Source organism: Corallococcus sp. CA047B (assembly GCF_003612065.1).
Taxonomy (GTDB): Bacteria; Myxococcota; Myxococcia; order Myxococcales; family Myxococcaceae; genus Corallococcus; species Corallococcus praedator.
The window spans coordinates 68,295-83,432 of record NZ_RAWD01000007.1; the positions used below are offsets into that span (position 1 = coordinate 68,295).

Consider the following 15,138-nt stretch of genomic DNA (forward strand, 5'->3'; position numbering starts at 1 on the left):
CGCTAGCCTTCCTTCTTCAGCCCGGCGCCCTCCCCCGTGATGGGAGGGGCCCCGGGCGAGGCGGAAGGCGCGGACGCCAGGCCCTGGGCGCGCATCCACCGCAGCGCCCGGCCGGCGACGGCCTTCTCCCCCTTGTAGCCCAGCGCGGGAATCAGCCCCTCCAGGGGCAGCCAGCGCACCTCGTCCACCTCCACGCGCGGCCCCGGCAGCGGCCCCAGTTCCCCCGCCTCGTAGCGGAAGAGGAAGAAGTGGACGCGCTTGAAGATGCGCTGCCCCCGGAACTGGTAGACGTAGCGGATCTCCCCCAGGGGCGCGAGCAGCGCCACGGAGAGCCCCGTCTCCTCCCGCACCTCCCGGTGCGCGGTCTGCTCCGGCGTCTCACCCGGGTCCACGTGCCCCTTGGGCAGCGCCCACAGGTGGCGACCGTGCGGACGGATGACCGCCACCTCCCAGGTGCCGGCGCTGCTGGCCCGGATGACGATGCCTCCTGAGGATGCCTCGCGCGGCATGCCCCCACCCTACCCGAAGCGGAGGCCCGCCGGGCCATCAACCGCCGTGCGCGAAGTGGCGCAGCTTGGCCTCCGCTCCCAGCCGGTACGCATAACGCAGGTCGCCGAGGAGCCGGTCCAACCGCCGGGCCACGACGTGCCCCATCAGCCGCGCGCAGAAGCGGCGCGACACCCGGTTCGCCTCCTCGTAGCGCCAGCGCTCCTCCAACGACAGCCGGGGCTGGTACGCCACGCGGTCGAAGAGGCGCTGGAGGAGCTCCCGGGCCCACCCGACGACGCCCTCGCCCCAGCGGTGCAGCAGGCACACCACGAACTTGTCCACCTCCGCCTGGGCCTCCAGCTCCAGGAGCGACACCGTGCGCTCGTAGTGCGCCGTGTGCGCGACATAGAGGAAGTGGCTGACGCCCTCCGTCACCTGGCAGTAGCCGTCCAGGTCGCCATCCAGGACGGAGCCCAGGGGGCTTGCGTCGTAGCGCTCCAGGCGGGCCAGCAGCGCCGGGGACAGGTAGAGCGCCAGCTCCAGGCCGCCCCGGGCCTCCAGCACCAGCAATTCCTCCGGCGCGCGGCCGGTGCCGCCCAGCAGCGCGGCCGCCTCCGCGTCCACCACGAAGGCCTCCGCGCGCGCCTCGCACCGGAAGCCGTAGATGGCTTCCAGGTGGGCCTGGAGCCGTCCCACCAGCAGCGGGGACTGCGCGGGGTCAGTTCGCAAGCGGCCCCTTGCGCGGCACCCATCCGGCGTCCACCAGCACGCGCTCCAGCCTGTCGCTGCCGGTGCGCACCCAGGACTCGTAGACGCGCAGCGCCCCGGCGGGCCCCGCGCTCACCAGCCCCCGGGCGCTGATCTCCTCCAGCACCTCCACCAGCGACCGGAACTTGTCGCACAGCTCCCGGTACACGCCGGTGAAGCCACCCGCGGGCACCAGCTCCGCGACCTGGCCGTACGCCGCGCCGCCCATCTGGATGTAGTAGTCCGGGCCGACCATCCCCTGCTGCAACGCGCCGGAGAAGAAGCCGACCTTGTAGAGTGACACGTCGCCCAGCCGCCGCAGCGTGCGGATGCGCTCGTCGCGCTCCTGCTGCAGCGCGCGGTGGTACAGCTCCGCCAGGGGCTCATGCTCGCGCCGGCCTTCGGCATCCCGGCTGAACAGCTTGTCGGACGCGGCGAACTCCGCCAGCAGGTTCACCAGGTAGAACTCGGTGGACTCGTTCAGCGCCACCCGCTGCCGCGTCGTCACTTCCAGCAGCAGCTCCCGGAAGAACTCCTTCAGCGAGGAAGAGGACGTCAGAAGTCCGCTCATCGACCACACCTCCCGAGGGTTCCTGGAAGTCGCCCATCGCTTCCAGGGGCTCCACGACCAAGCGTAGCCATGTCGCAGGGCGTCGGCAAAACGCCCCCAAGTCTTATCAAGTACTTACGCTGGCACTCGGGCCCGGGGAGTGCCAACGCGGCGACACTCACACCGGCCTGCCGGGCAGGCGTGGCGAACGAAGAATCTTCCGGGAAAAGCGCAGGCAGGACGGGTGTTTAGCCGCACACCGACCCAAGGACCAACGTCGCTTGACGAGGTGAAGTCCCTGGTTATTATCCGCCGCGACCTGGCGTTAGCACTCACGAGGTGCGAGTGCCAACACCACCGGCCAACAGGCCCTTTTCTCAACCCCAACGGCATCCCGGTCCGGACCGCAATCCGGGCCGCCAGGCCGTGGTTCACAGGAGCAAGCCATGAAGATTCGTCCCCTGCAGGATCGGCTCATCATCAAGCGCGTCGCCGAGGAGACCAAGACCAAGGGCGGTCTCTTCATCCCCGACACGGCCAAGGAGAAGCCCCTCGAGGGCAAGGTCGTCGCCGTCGGTAACGGCAAGGTGCTGGAGGACGGCAAGGTGCGCGCCATGGACATCAAGGCCGGCGACACCATCCTCTTCAGCAAGTACGCGGGCACGGAGATCAAGCTGGACGGCGAGGATCACCTGATCCTGCGCGAAGAGGACGTGCTGGGCGTCATCGAGAAGTGAAGCCCGCCGCACCCTTTTCCACTCCCAACTTCTAGAGGATTCAGACCATGGCCAAAGACATCATTTTCGAAGTGCGCGCGCGCGACGCCATCCTGCGCGGCGTGAACATCCTGGCCGACGCGGTCAAGGTGACCCTGGGGCCCAAGGGCCGCAACGTCGTCATCGAGAAGAGCTTCGGCTCTCCCACCATCACGAAGGACGGCGTGACGGTGGCGAAGGAAATCGAACTGGAGAACAAGTTCGAGAACATGGGCGCCCAGATGGTCAAGGAGGTCGCCTCCAAGACCTCCGACGTGGCCGGTGACGGCACCACGACGGCCACCGTGCTGGCGCAGGCCATCTTCCGCGAGGGCGCGAAGCTGGTCGCCGCGGGCCACAACCCGATGGACATCAAGCGCGGCATCGACAAGGCCGTCGCCGCCATCACCGCCGAGCTGAAGGTGCTGGCGAAGCCGACCAAGGGCAACAAGGAGATCGCCCAGGTTGGCACCATCTCCGCGAACGGTGACACCACCATCGGCCAGATCATCGCGGACGCGATGGAGAAGGTCGGCAAGGAGGGCGTCATCACGGTCGAGGAGGCCAAGGGCCTTGAGACGACCCTGGACGTCGTCGAGGGCATGCAGTTCGACCGTGGCTACCTGTCCCCGTACTTCGTGACGGATCCGGAGCGCATGGAAGTCGTCCTGCAGGACCCGCTCATCCTCATCCACGAGAAGAAGATCTCGTCGATGAAGGACCTGCTCCCCATCCTGGAGCAGGTGGCGCGCGCCGGTAAGCCCCTGCTGATCATCGCCGAGGAAGTGGAGGGCGAGGCCCTGGCCACCCTGGTGGTGAACAAGATCCGTGGCGTGCTGAACGTGGCCGCCGTGAAGGCGCCCGGCTTCGGCGACCGCCGCAAGGCCATGCTCGAGGACATCGCGACGCTCACCGGCGGTGAGATGATCGCCGAGGACCTGGGCATCAAGCTGGACACGCTGACCATCAACCAGCTGGGCCGCGCCAAGCGCATCACCATCGACAAGGACAACACGACCATCGTCGACGGCGCGGGCAAGCAGGAGACCATCGAAGCGCGCGTGAAGCAGATCCGCACGCAGGTGGAGGACACGTCCAGCGACTACGACCGCGAGAAGCTCCAGGAGCGTCTGGCGAAGCTCGTGGGCGGCGTGGCCGTCATCAACGTGGGCGCCGCGACCGAGACGGAGATGAAGGAGAAGAAGGCCCGCGTGGAGGACGCGCTCAACGCGACCCGCGCGGCCGTCGAGGAGGGCGTGGTGCCCGGCGGCGGCGTCGCCTACATCCGCTGCCTCAAGGCGCTGGACGGCCTGAAGCTGCTGGAGGGTGAGAAGTCCGGCGTGGACATCATCCGCCGCTCCGTCGAGGAGCCCCTGCGTCAGATCGTCGGCAACGGCGGCCTGGAGGGCAGCGTGGTGGTGAACAAGGTCAAGGAGGGCACGGGCGCCTACGGCTTCAACGCCGCGACCGGGACCTACGAGGACCTGCTGGCCGCGGGCGTCATCGACCCGGCCAAGGTGAGCCGCACCGCGCTGCAGAACGCCGCGTCGGTCGCCTCGCTGATGCTGACCACGGAGGCCATGGTCGCCGAGCGTCCGAAGGCGGACGACGACAAGGGCGGCGGCGGTGGTGGCATGGGCGGCATGGGCGGCATGGGCGGTATGGGCGGCATGGGCATGTAGTCGCCCTCCCCTCCCCTTCGTTCCACGGGGATGGGAATCGGTTGAACCCGGTGGCCTCCGGCACCCTTTTCGGGTTCCGGGGGCCGTCGTGTTTCAAGGGGCCAGGCGCACGCCGCCGTGGCAGGCCGCGCAACCGGCCCTTACTCTTGGCATCTGGACCGACGTAGGACTCACAGCCCTTGAAGGAGGATTCCGTGAAGCCCGTGAAGATCTACACGACGACCTATTGTGGCTTTTGCGTGCGCGCGAAGGACCTGCTCAAGCGCAAGGGCGTGGACTACACCGAAGTGGACGTCACCGGGAACGACGAGGAGCGCGCGAAGCTGGTGGAGATGAGCAACGGCCAGCGCACCGTGCCGCAGATCTTCATCGGGGACACGCACGTGGGCGGCTATTCCGACCTGGCGGAGTTGGACCGGCAGAAGAAGCTGGACCCGATGCTCAGCGCCTGAGGGCAGCCGGGCGAGCGGGCCCCGGGTTCGGGCCCGCCCGCGCCTGCCGCCGTGCCTACTTTCTCCCCATTGGAATCCACCCCTTTGACGGGAGGAACACATGGCGGGCGGACAGGCGGTAACGGGAACCCGGGACGAGCATCACGACCTCATCAGCACGCTCTACCACCTGCTCAAGGGCGCGTCGGTGAGCGAGCAGTACCTGCGTGACGCGGAGACCGCGGGCGACCAGGAGCTGGCGCAGTTGTTCCGCGACTGGCAGGACGAGCAGCGCAACCTGGCCGAGCGCGCGAAGAACCTGCTGGGCGCGCGCATGATGAACGCGCAGGCCGGCACCGGCCGCGCGGCGCCCGCGAAGGGCAAGGGCAAGGCGAAGGGCACCACCGCGGATCAACAGGTGCCCACGCGCGAGGTGAAGGGCCCGACGAACGCCAGCGTGAAGTCCGGCGGCGGCCCAGGCGACGACCCGGGGGATGAGGAGTCCATGGAGTCCTTCCCCGCGAGCGACGCACCCTCGAAGTACTGACGCGCACGGCCAGGAAGGCAGAGGGGCACGACGTCCCTGGTTGGGGTGGGCGTGCCTCCTTCTGTCGTCGTCCTGTCTTCACCTTCAACGGACGATTCCGAGTCCACTTCTTCCTCTTGCCCCCTGTGTCCAGTCGCCCCTAAACAGGCGGAACGAGGGCGGGGAGGGGTGCTTTTGCCCCCCGCGACCCGTGCGATGAGGGGTGAAGGACCATGATTGACAGACCGGATGTCACCGAAACCGTGCAGGCGGAGCGCGAAGGCCAGGCCACGCGCGTGCCCCTCCACGAGTGGACGGTGGAGGTCGTGGGGGGTCCGGACAAGGGCAAGAAGGTGACCACCCGGGACTCGCTGGTGCGCGTCGGTTCCGACGCCGCGGGCGACCTGGTCCTGAGCGATCCGACGGTGAGCCGCCGCCACCTGGAAGTGGAGCGGCTGCCGCAGGGCCTGCTGCTGCGCGACCTGGGCAGCCGCAACGGCACGTTCCTCGACGGGCGCCGGGTGCTCCAGGCCTTCGTCACCAGCGGCGACAAGATGGAGCTGGGCAAGACGAAGCTCGCGGTAAAGCTGGCCGCCCGCGCGACGGAGGTGGAGGTCACCGGCACGGAGTCCTTCGGGCAACTGGTGGGCAGCTCGGAGAAGATGCGCTGGGTCTTCACGGAATTGCGCCGCATCGCGCGCGAGGACATGAACCTGCTCGTCGAGGGCGAAACAGGCACCGGCAAGGAGCTGGCCGCCCGCGCGGTGCACCAGCACTCGCTGCGCCGCCACGGCGCCTTCAAGGTCGTCGACTGCAACCTCATCTCCGAGGAGAAGGCGGAGCGCGAGCTGTTCGGCGGCCTGCGCGCCGGGGAGCACGAGGACAAGGGCGCGCGCGGCATCTTCGAGGCGGCGCGCGGCGGCACCCTCTTCCTGGATGAAGTGGGCGAGCTGCCCCTGTCCGTGCAGGGCAAGCTGTTGCGCGTGCTGGAGACGCGCGAGGTGCCCTCGCTGGACGGCCAGCCGGTGGCGGTGGACGTGCGCGTCATCGCCTCCACGCACCGCAACCTGGAGGAGGACGTGCGCCAGGGCCGCTTCCGCGCGGACCTCTACTTCCGGCTCGCGGTGGCGCGCGTGCGGCTGCCGCCCCTGCGCACCCGGCGCGACGACATCCCCACCCTGTCGCAGGCGCTGTCGCGCGGCATGAAGGCGTCGCTGGAGTTGACGCCCCAGACGCTGGCGCTCTTCGAGGGCTACGACTGGCCGGGCAACGTGCGCGAGCTGCGCAACGTGCTGGAGCGCGGCGCCCTGATGCAGGAGACGGGCAACACCAGCTGGCTGGACTTCCTGGCGCACACGCCCAAGCGCACGGAAGGGGCCGAGCCCGCCACCAACGTGGCCGCCATCGTCAGCGGCATGCCGTACCACGAGGCGAAGGACCGGGTGCTCGCGGACTTCGAGCGCCTGTACTTCGCGGAGATCATGCGCGAGGTGGCCTTCGACATGAAGGCCGCGGAGCAGCGCACGGGCCTCTCCATGCAGAGCCTCTATCGTCTGTTGAAGAAGAACGGGCTTCGTCTCAAGGACCTCAAGAACGCCGAGGGCCTGGAGAAGTAAGAGCCCCGCCGCAGTCCCCAGTCCCCTCAAACTCCAACCGGGAGAACCCCTCACCATGCTGAGACATCTCGCCGTTGCCTCCGTCGTCCTCACCGCCGCCTGTGCCGGTCAGCAGAAGACCGGTGACGCCCCCGCCGAAGGTCAGAAGCAGCTGACGAAGGAAGAGCGGCTGCGCATCACCAACCAGCCTCCCTTCGACCTGGCGTCCTGCTTCCCGCGCGAGCAGACCCTGCCGGCGCCCGCCAACGAGGGCGTCCTCGTGGGCGCGCTCCTGAGCGTCCGCCCGGACGTGCTGGAATGTCTGGTGGACCCGGCCCACCGCGGCCCCGCGGCCGCCACCAAGGTGACGGTGAAGACGACCGTCAACGCCCAGGGCGGCACGCACGCCATCACCGGTGAGAACCTCACGCCGGCCGGCACGCAGTGCGTCCAGCAGGTGCTGGACACGCACGTGAAGCCCGCGCCGCTGGCGGCGGACGCCAAGCCGGTGGAGGCCACGTACGCCTACGACCACACCACCGCCAACAACCCCTCCGTCACCATGGGCATCAACGAGGGCTCGGACTTCTCCGGCACGGTGCGTCTGGCGGAGAAGAGCTGGTGCGAGTGCTTCAACAACTTCAAGGCCACCACGCCGCCGGTGCTGGCCGCCGACATCCACATCATGCAGGGCCAGCCGAACCCCACCGAGGTGAAGTTCAAGCCCTCCGGCAGCACCGAGGGCGACCAGCTCGCCTCCTGTCTGCAGGCGAAGGTCGCGGCGATGCCCGCGAAGTCCTCCAGCGAGCTGAAGTTCCCCTTCCGCTTCGTCTTCTTCAACTCGCAGGCCCCGGTGGAGACCGCCGCCAGCCTGCCGCCGGAGCTGCGCTTCTTCCAGTTGGAGCTGGCGCGCACCCAGTCCGCCGCGGCGTCCGCCATCACCTTCGGCGCGCGCACCAACGCGGCGGAGACGTATGACGCCGTCGTGCAGAAGTATTCCAAGACGAAGGACTACCGGCTCTTCGACGAGCTGTCCTCCAAGTGCACCGCGCTGGTGGAGTCCGCCACCGCGTGGGTGACGGCGCTCAAGGCGCAGGAGACGGTGGACCAGACGACGCTCGCGCTGGTGCAGGAGCTGAAGGCCAAGGAGGAGAGCTGGGCCCCGGTGGAGACGGCCAGCCAGGAGGCCCTCACCAACACCCAGAAGGACCTGTCGGCCGCCCAGCAGCGTCTGGCCGCGGACCAGGGCGCGTGCCCGAAGAAGAGCTACAACGCCCCCGCCAAGAAGAAGTAGGCGCGCAAGGCGACAGCCGCCCGCGTGAAGGCGGGCGGCTGGAAATGAAACGGGCGCTCCGGGGAACTTCCCGGGGCGCCCGTCTTCTTTCCGCCTTCGCCGGCCCGGTGCTTAAGAGGCGGCGGGGACCTTGTCGTCGTTGTGCGCGGAGGCCTCGCGCATCTTCACGCTGACGAGCTTGGAGATGCCGGGCTCCTCCATGGTGACGCCGTACAGCGTGTCGGCGATCTCCATGGTGCGCTTGTTGTGGGTGATGAGGATGAACTGCGACTGGCTGCTCATCTCCTTCACCATGTCGTTGTAGCGGCCCACGTTGCCTTCATCCAACGGGGCGTCGACCTCGTCCAGGAGGCAGAAGGGCGTCGGCTTGATGAGGAAGATGCCGAAGATGAGCGCCACGGCGGTGAGCGCCTTCTCGCCGCCGGACAGCAGGTTGACGCTCTGAAGCTTCTTGCCCGGGGGCTGGGCGACGATCTCCACGCCCGGCTCGCCGTTGGGGCCTTCCTGGGTGAGGATGAGGCTGGCCCGGCCGCCGCCGAACAGGCGCGGGAAGATGGCCTGGAACTTCTCGTTCACCACGTCGAAGGTCTGCTTGAAGCGCTCGCGGCTCGTCGCGTCGATGCGGACGATGGCCTCGCGCAGCTGGCTGATGGACGCCTGGAGGTCCTGGCGCTGCGCGGACAGGAAGTCGAAGCGCTTGGACAGCTCCGCGTGCTCGTCGATGGCGGTGAGGTTGATCTCCCCCATCTTCTCCACCTGGGCGCGCAGGTCCTTGAGCTCCCCTTCCACCTCCGCGGAGAGCGTGGGCAGCAGGTGGTACTGGTGCAGCTCCGTCGCCAGCTCCAGCTGGTAGCGCTCGCGGATGCCGGCGGCCAGGTGCTCCAGCTCCAGGGCGATCTCCTTCTCGCGCAGCGAAATCTGGGACAGGCCCTGCATCAGCTCATCCAGCCGGCCGCGCAGCTCGCGGAAGGCGGTGTCCTGCTCGCGCACCTCGGTGGTGGCGCTGGCGTGCGCGGTGCGGCGCGTCTCCAGGGCCTCCGCGGCCACGCGGTGCTCCTCCGCCCGCTGCTCCCGGGTGGACTCCAGCTCCGCGAGCCGGCGCTCCAGGGCCTCCACCTTGGCGCGGCCTTCCGTGGAAGAGCCCTGGAGGCGGCTGGTGCGCGCCTCCATGTCCCGGCGCTGCGCGACCAGGCTCTCCAGCTCCTTGCGCGCGGACTCACCGCGCTCGCTGCCGGCAGCCACCTTCACGCGCAGGCCCATCAGGTCCGAGGACGCCGTGTCCGCGCGCTGGCGCAGGCCCTCCAGCTCCCCGGCGTACTGGCGCACGCGCTCCTCGCGCGCCTCGCGGTCCGCCTGGCCGTGGGCCACCTCGCCCCGGCTGGACTCCTCCTCGTTGGTGAGCGCGGTGTGGCTCTGGGCCAGCTGCCCCTCCTCGCCCTCCAGCGAGCGCAGCCGCTCGCGCACCTTGGACAGGTCCTCGCTCGCCTTGTGGAGGTCCTTCTCCTGGCTGGCCAGGTTGACCTCCTCCGCGTGCTGCTCCTTGCCCAGGCCCTTGAGGACGGCCTCCGCCTGCCCCATCTGCTTCTGGAGCGTGTAGTGGCGGGTCAAAATCTCGTTGTAGCGCTCCTCCACCCGGGCCACTTCGGACGCCAGCTCCGCGATCTCACGCTTCTTCTGGAGCGCGCCCACCGCAGCGCCCTCGCGCTCACCGCCGGTGATGGTGCCGTCGGCGCGGAAGACTTCGCCCTCCAGCGTCACCAGCGTGCAGGGCACGGGGGTGGCCTCCGCGTACTCGCGGGCGGCCAGCAGGTCCTGGACGATGACCACGTCCCCCAGGAGCAGCCGCATCACCGGCTCCAGCGCGGGCTCGCAGGAGACCTCACGCAGCGCGTGCGCGAGGACGCCCGGGCGCGACAGGTCCGGCTCCACCACGGCGCGCAGCGCGTCGCCGGTGGGCACGGGCAGGAAGGTGCCCCGCCCTTCCGCGTGGCCCTTCAGGTACTCCACCAGCTCCAGGCCCTTGTCGCGGCTGTCGACGATGACGTGCTGGAGCCGCTCACCCAGGGCGGCCTCCACCGCGCGCTCGTAGCGCGGCGACGTCACCGTGAGCACGTCGGCCACCAGACCGAAGATGCCCTGGTCCCGGGCCGCTTCCGCCGCGCGCACCATGACGGCGCGCACGCCCCGGTCGAAGCCGTCGTAGTTCTTCTGGATGTCCTCCAGGGAGGACAGGCGGCTGCGCTTGTCGCTCAGCTCCTCGCGCAGCGCGATGACCTGGACCTCGTTCTCCGTGAAGGCCTCGCGCGTGCGGGTGAGGGCCTCCTCCTCCTGGCCCCGGCGCTCGGCCAGTTCGGACGCCAGGTGGCGGGTGTCCTCCACGTGGCGGGCCGCCTGCGTGCGCACACTGTCCAGTTCCTGCTCCTGGGCGCGCAGGGCCTCCACCTCGCCGGACAGCTTGGCGCGGCGGGCCTCCAGGTCGGTGCGCTGGCGCGCCAGGTTGGTCAGGTTGCTCTCGTGGTTCGCCAGCCGCGTGGCCACGGCGACCAGCCCCGCCCGCTCCTGCTCCAGGCGCAGCGAGATTTCCGTCTGGAGCACGGAGACGCGGCGCTGCTCCTCCAGGGCCACCGCCATGGCCACTTCGTCTTCCTTGTACGACCCGGCGATGCCCGACAGCTCCGCCTCGCGGGCCGTCATGGTCGCCACCATCTCCGCCTGCCGCGCGAGCAGTCCGTCCAGCTCCGCCTGCGCCTGCGCCACGCGGGTGCTGGTCTCCTCGAAGTCGCGCCGGCCGTACGCCAGTTCCTGCGCGTCGCGCTGCGCGGCGCTCTCCAGCGCGTGCACCTCGCCCGCGAACTGCTGGAGCGCCGCCCCTTCCGCGTCCAGCTCCGCGCGGCGCCGGGTGATGACCTCCTCCAGCTCCTTGACCCGGTCCAGGCCCTCGCGCTCCTCGCCGCCCAGGTTCTCCAGCCGCGACTGGAGCACGCGCTTCTCCGCCATCAGCTCCAGCGAGCGGTGGCTGGCCGAGTGCAGATCAATCTCCCGCATGCGCGCCTTGAGCTTGCGGTACTTCTCCGCCTTCTTCGCCTGCTTCGACAGCGTGTCGAGCCGCTTCTCCAGCTCGCCCGTGATGTCGTTGACGCGCAGGAGGTTGGCCTCGGTGGCCTCCATCTTGCGTTCGGCGGCCTTGCGGCGGGCCTTGTACTTGGTGACGCCCGCGGCCTCCTCCAACAGGTGCCGGCGGTCCTCCGGCTTGCTGGAGACGATGAGGCCCACGCGGCCCTGCTCGATGATGGAGTAGGCCTTGGTGCCCACGCCCGTGCCCAGGAACAGCTCCGTGATGTCCAGCAGGCGGCAGACGGTCTTGTTGATGAGGTATTCGGAGTCGCCGTTGCGGAACAGGCGCCGCGTGACGGTGATTTCGGAGTAGCCCTGGTACTGCGGCGACAGCGTGTCCGTGTCATCCACCAGGAAGGTGAGCGACACCTCCGCCATGGACAGGGGCGGCTTGTTCTCCGAGCCGTTGAAGATGACGTCTTCCATGCCCCGGCCGCGCAGGTTCTTCGCGCTCTGCTCGCCCATCACCCAGCGGATGGCGTCCACGACGTTGGATTTGCCACACCCGTTGGGGCCGACGACGCCGGTGACGCCTTCGTCGAACGAGAAGACGCTCCGCTCCATGAACGACTTGAAGCCGGTGATGTCCAGGCGCTTGATTCGCATGCCAGCGAGCTCCCTACGAGGCGACGGTGAGGCGGAGTGAAAACACGCGCGGGGCCGGAAAATCGGCTCCGCAGCGATCGGCAGGAGTACCAGCCACCCCACCGGTGATCAAGGGTGACACTGCACCGCGTGACCCTACGTCCAGTGCTACAGGTTGGCGGGCGAGCAGCCTCGCACCACCCTTGCAAAGCAGCCGACCCACCCTACCTTTCATTCCATCTTTCTGGAGGCGTCCTACGTTTCAGCCCTTGCTAGCCCTGTCGCTCCTCGTGGGCGCGTCCCCGACGTCCCAGGTAGCACCCCGGTCTGACATGGTGGTGGCGGCCACGCCGGCCCCCTGTCCGAACCCCTGGTTTCCCATGGAGGAGGGGCTGGCACTGACCTACCGCGCCGGCCGGTCCTCGGAGCTCGTCCTGACGACGAAGGACGTCGCGCCGGCCCCGGACGGGACGGTGAAGGCCACGCTCGCGGTGAGCCTCAAGGGCCGCAGCGGGCAGACGGACCTCACCTGTGACGCCGCGGGCGTGCGCACCGGCCTGGGCGGCCTGGAGGGCACGCTCCTGTCCGCATCCGGCATGGACGTGCAGGTGGTGAGCGCGGAGGGCGCCGCCGTGCCTGCTCCCTCGGTGATGGTGCCGGGCGGGACGTGGAAGAACAGCCTGTCGGTGAAGCTCCAGCCGCCGGCGAAGAAGGGCGGCCTGCGCCCCACCATCGCCACCACCTTCGACAAGGAGGCCACGGTGCTGGGCGAGGAGGAGATCACCGTCCAGGGTGGCACCTTCAAGGCGCTGAAGATCAAGAACATCACCACGGCCCGCGCCAGCCGCCCCGGTTCGGAGGGGCGCTCCATGGAGAGCCTGATGTGGTTCGCGCCGGACGTCGGCATCATCAAGCTGACGACCGACGGCGAAACCAACCTGGAGCTGCTCAAGGTGGACCGGCCCAGCGCCAAGGTGCAGCCGGCCGCGCTGAAGGGCGCGAAGAAGAAGGCCCGGGCCACCAAGGGCTGAGAGGCCCCAAAGCCGCCTCGCTAGGCGGTCTCCGACGGACGGCTGCCCGCGGGCGCGGTGGCGGCGGGGCGCGACTGCGGCTCCACCGTCACGCGCACGACGCGCGGCCCGTCCACCTCCTCCACGAGGATGCGCCACATGTCGAGCTTGAGGCTGTCGCCCTTCTCCGGCACCCGGCCCAGCTTCGTCATCAGGTAGCCGGCGATGGTGGTGACCTCGCCCTTCTCCTCGTCGCTCAGGTCGAAGTCCACGTCCAGCTGCGCTTCCAGGTCGTCCAGCTGCGCGGTGCCCGGCAGCTCGAAGCGGCCGCCCGGCAGCGCCCGGACCTCCTCCACGCGCCGCCCCAGCTCCGCCACGTCGCCCACCACCTCCGACACCACGTCCGCGATGGTGACGAGGCCGGACGTACCGCCGTGCTCGTCCACCACCATGGCGATCTGCCGGCGCCGACGCCGGAACTCCGCCAGCAGCTGCTCCAGCGTCGCGTTCTCCGGGATGAAGAGCACCGGCCGCTGCACCTGGGACAGGCTTCTCAGCTCCCCGCGCGACAGGAGGAAGAACAGGTCCTTCACGTTGACCACGCCCTCGACCGCGTCGAGGTTGCCCCGGCACACCGGCAGCCACGTGTGGCCGGACGCGCGCGCGTCCACCACGTTCTTGTCCAGCGGCTCCTCCACGTCCAGGTAGCGCACCTGGTTGCGGGGGACCATCACCTGCCGCGCCGTCTTCTGCGCCATCTCCAGCGCGCGCTCCAGGAGCTCCGCGCGCGCCGTGGTGATGGCGCCCGCCTGCGCGGAGGAGTGCAGGATGACGCGCAGCTCCTCCTCGCTCGTGGCCTCGTGGGCTTCACCGGCCGAGTGCAGGCCGAAGGCCTTGAGCACCAGCGACGCCAGCCAGTTGAGCAGCCGGATGGCCGGGTAGAACAGGAAGTAGAACGCGCGCATGGGCAGCGCGACCGCGAGCGTCGTCTGCTCGGCGCGCTGGATGGCGAGGCTCTTGGGCGCCAGCTCCCCCAGCACGATGTGCAGGAACGTGATGATGCTGAAGGCGATGACGACCGCGGCGCTGTGCGCGAGCGTGGACGCGGAGCCCTCCGGCACGATGCGCGTCAGCACCGGCTCCAGCAGGTGCGCGAACGCGGGCTCACCCAGCCAGCCCAGGCCCAGCGACGCGAGCGTGATGCCGAACTGCGTGGCGGACAGGTACGCGTCCAGCTCGCTGACCATCTTCAGGGCCTGGCTGGCGCCGGGCGTGCCCTCGTCCACCAGGGACTGCAGGCGCGTGGCGCGTATCTTCACGATGGCGAACTCCGTCGCGACGAAGAAACCGTTCGCGACGACCAGCAGCAGCGCCAGCCCCAGGAAAACCCATTCCATGTTGTGTTTCCCTCAGAAGAGGGCTTCGAAGTCCGGATCGCCCTTGAGCACGTCGAACATGGGGTCGGCGGACAGCCACCCCAGGACCTTCTGACGGTCCGCCGCCAGCGCCTTCTGCAGGTACTGGACGGAGTCCTTCGGACGGCCCCACAGCGCGTACAGCGCCGCCAGGTTGTAGTTGAGCAACAGGTCTTCCGCATTCAACGCCCGGGCGCGCTCGTAGGCGCGCTCCGCTTCGGCGTAGAAGCCCTTCTGGGCGTAGCAGATGCCCAGGTCCAGCTGCGCCTCGAAGTTGTCCGGCTCCAGCCGCACCACTTCCTTCAGCTGCGTGATGGAGGAGCGGTAGTCGCCCTCGTCCATCATCAGCGCCGCCAGCTCATGCCGGGGGAAGGCATCCTGCGGATCCAGTTCGATGGCGGACTGGAGCTCTCGCATCGCCTCCTCCACCCGGCCCTGATCCGCGTACGTGAGGCCCAGGTTGAGGTGGGCGTCCGGGTACTCCGGATCCAGCTCGATGGCCTCCTTGTACTCCTCCACGGCCATCTCGCTGGCGTGGGTGGAGAGGAAGCAGGCCAGGTTGTAGTGCGCGGTGGCGCTCTCCGGCTCCAGCTTCAGCGCGGTGAGGTACTCGCCCAGCGCCTCGCGGAACTGCTTCTTCTCCGCGTAGACCGTGGCCAGGTTGTCGTGCGCGTGCGCCGACGTGGGGTCCAGGTCGATGGCCTTCCGGAACTCCTTGATGGCCTCGTCCAGCCAGCCCCGGTCCGCCAGCTCGATGCCGCGGGTGTTGTGCTCATCGGACAGAGCAATGTTGTCCTTTTCCCGGGCCATGGAGCGCGCGGCAATCTACGCGTCGCTCAATCACCCGTGCAAGGTAGAGTTTCCCCTTGCCCATGCGCCACGCCGCCCTGCTGCTCCTCCTGACGCTCGCCGCCTGCCATCCGCGCCCGGTCACCCCCACCGCCC

Annotated in this window: 13 protein-coding genes; 7 read left to right on the plus strand and 6 right to left on the minus strand. The window is 69.2% G+C overall.

The annotated features are described in order from the left end of the window. Positions 1 to 2: 2 nt before the first annotated feature. Genes D7X74_RS02655 through D7X74_RS02665 form a run of 3 tightly spaced genes read right to left on the minus strand, consistent with a single transcriptional unit; the run spans position 3 to position 1,807 of the window. Positions 3 to 509 (minus strand): NUDIX hydrolase, encoded by a 507-nt coding sequence (locus tag D7X74_RS02655; RefSeq protein WP_120531320.1) that lies wholly within the window; start codon positions 507 to 509, stop codon positions 3 to 5. Between the two features lie 37 nt (positions 510 to 546). After that, positions 547 to 1,188, minus strand: coding sequence for a hypothetical protein (locus tag D7X74_RS02660; RefSeq protein ID WP_120531337.1), 642 nt, complete (start codon positions 1,186 to 1,188; stop codon positions 547 to 549). 19 nt (positions 1,189 to 1,207) lie between these two features. Next, positions 1,208 to 1,807: a hypothetical protein gene (locus tag D7X74_RS02665; RefSeq protein WP_120531321.1), complete on the minus strand. Its 600-nt coding sequence runs from the start codon at positions 1,805 to 1,807 to the stop codon at positions 1,208 to 1,210. 425 nt (positions 1,808 to 2,232) lie between these two features. Between D7X74_RS02665 and groES the strand changes: the two genes are divergently transcribed. The 6 genes from groES to D7X74_RS02695 all read left to right on the plus strand — a co-directional run bounded on the left by groES (position 2,233) and on the right by D7X74_RS02695 (position 8,069). Next, a complete protein-coding gene (gene groES, locus D7X74_RS02670) occupies positions 2,233 to 2,523 on the plus strand; it encodes a co-chaperone GroES (RefSeq protein WP_120531322.1) in 291 nt (96 codons plus the stop codon). A 47-nt stretch (positions 2,524 to 2,570) separates the two neighbouring features. Further along, the gene (groL, locus tag D7X74_RS02675) at positions 2,571 to 4,223 is read left to right on the plus strand and encodes a chaperonin GroEL (RefSeq protein ID WP_120531323.1); all 1,653 of its coding nucleotides are present in this window, start codon (positions 2,571 to 2,573) and stop codon (positions 4,221 to 4,223) included. Between the two features lie 194 nt (positions 4,224 to 4,417). Then, the gene (gene grxC, locus D7X74_RS02680) at positions 4,418 to 4,675 is read left to right on the plus strand and encodes a glutaredoxin 3 (RefSeq protein WP_120531338.1); all 258 of its coding nucleotides are present in this window, start codon (positions 4,418 to 4,420) and stop codon (positions 4,673 to 4,675) included. Positions 4,676 to 4,775: 100 nt separating this feature from the next. Beyond that, positions 4,776 to 5,201, plus strand: coding sequence for a hypothetical protein (locus D7X74_RS02685; protein WP_120531324.1), 426 nt, complete (start codon positions 4,776 to 4,778; stop codon positions 5,199 to 5,201). Between the two features lie 212 nt (positions 5,202 to 5,413). Further along, the gene (locus D7X74_RS02690) at positions 5,414 to 6,796 is read left to right on the plus strand and encodes a sigma 54-interacting transcriptional regulator (protein WP_120531325.1); all 1,383 of its coding nucleotides are present in this window, start codon (positions 5,414 to 5,416) and stop codon (positions 6,794 to 6,796) included. Positions 6,797 to 6,851: 55 nt separating this feature from the next. Beyond that, positions 6,852 to 8,069, plus strand: coding sequence for a hypothetical protein (locus D7X74_RS02695; protein WP_120531326.1), 1,218 nt, complete (start codon positions 6,852 to 6,854; stop codon positions 8,067 to 8,069). A gap of 111 nt (positions 8,070 to 8,180) precedes the next feature. On the opposite strand, the gene smc is transcribed toward D7X74_RS02695, so the two are convergent. Continuing rightward, positions 8,181 to 11,789, minus strand: coding sequence for a chromosome segregation protein SMC (gene smc / locus D7X74_RS02700; RefSeq protein WP_120531327.1), 3,609 nt, complete (start codon positions 11,787 to 11,789; stop codon positions 8,181 to 8,183). Positions 11,790 to 12,100: 311 nt separating this feature from the next. Between smc and D7X74_RS02705 the strand changes: the two genes are divergently transcribed. Further along, complete coding sequence (locus tag D7X74_RS02705) at positions 12,101 to 12,799, plus strand: hypothetical protein (RefSeq protein ID WP_120531328.1); 699 nt, start codon at positions 12,101 to 12,103, stop codon at positions 12,797 to 12,799. Between the two features lie 20 nt (positions 12,800 to 12,819). On the opposite strand, the gene D7X74_RS02710 is transcribed toward D7X74_RS02705, so the two are convergent. Both D7X74_RS02710 and D7X74_RS02715 read right to left on the minus strand, forming a co-directional pair. Then, a complete protein-coding gene (locus D7X74_RS02710; protein WP_120531329.1) occupies positions 12,820 to 14,175 on the minus strand; it encodes a hemolysin family protein in 1,356 nt (451 codons plus the stop codon). A gap of 12 nt (positions 14,176 to 14,187) precedes the next feature. After that, positions 14,188 to 15,003 carry a lipopolysaccharide assembly protein LapB gene (locus D7X74_RS02715; RefSeq protein WP_120531330.1) on the minus strand — a complete coding sequence of 272 codons (816 nt, stop codon included), beginning with the start codon at positions 15,001 to 15,003 and terminating at the stop codon, positions 14,188 to 14,190. Positions 15,004 to 15,138: the final 135 nt, after the last annotated feature.